The sequence below is a fragment of the Paraburkholderia sp. RL17-381-BIF-C genome (assembly GCF_046026435.1).
GTDB lineage: Bacteria > Pseudomonadota > Gammaproteobacteria > Burkholderiales > Burkholderiaceae > Paraburkholderia.
The window spans coordinates 1-253 of record NZ_JARESX010000268.1 but is presented as its reverse complement, the minus strand read 5'-3'; the positions used below and the strand labels follow the sequence as shown (position 1 = coordinate 253).

Annotated in this window: 1 pseudogene; it reads left to right on the top strand. The window is 60.1% G+C overall.

The annotated features are described in order from the left end of the window. Positions 1 to 253 (top strand): annotated as a pseudogene (locus P0D70_RS37000) (hopanoid biosynthesis associated radical SAM protein HpnJ); the annotation flags it as partial.

Sequence of the window (253 nt, the reverse complement as noted above, 5' to 3'; positions counted from 1 at the left end):
TTTCAAGCCGCGCGTCGAGGAAATCGCCCGGGGTCTTGGGAAACTGGGCGTGACGTGGTCGTGCAACGCGAAGGCGAACGTGCCTTACTCGACGCTGAAGATCATGAAGGAGAATGGCCTGCGCCTGCTGCTGGTCGGCTACGAATCCGGCGACGACCAGATTCTGCTGAACATCAAGAAGGGGCTGCGCACGGATATCGCGCGCCGTTTCAGCGACGATTGCCGCAAGCTCGGCATCAAGATTCACGGCACT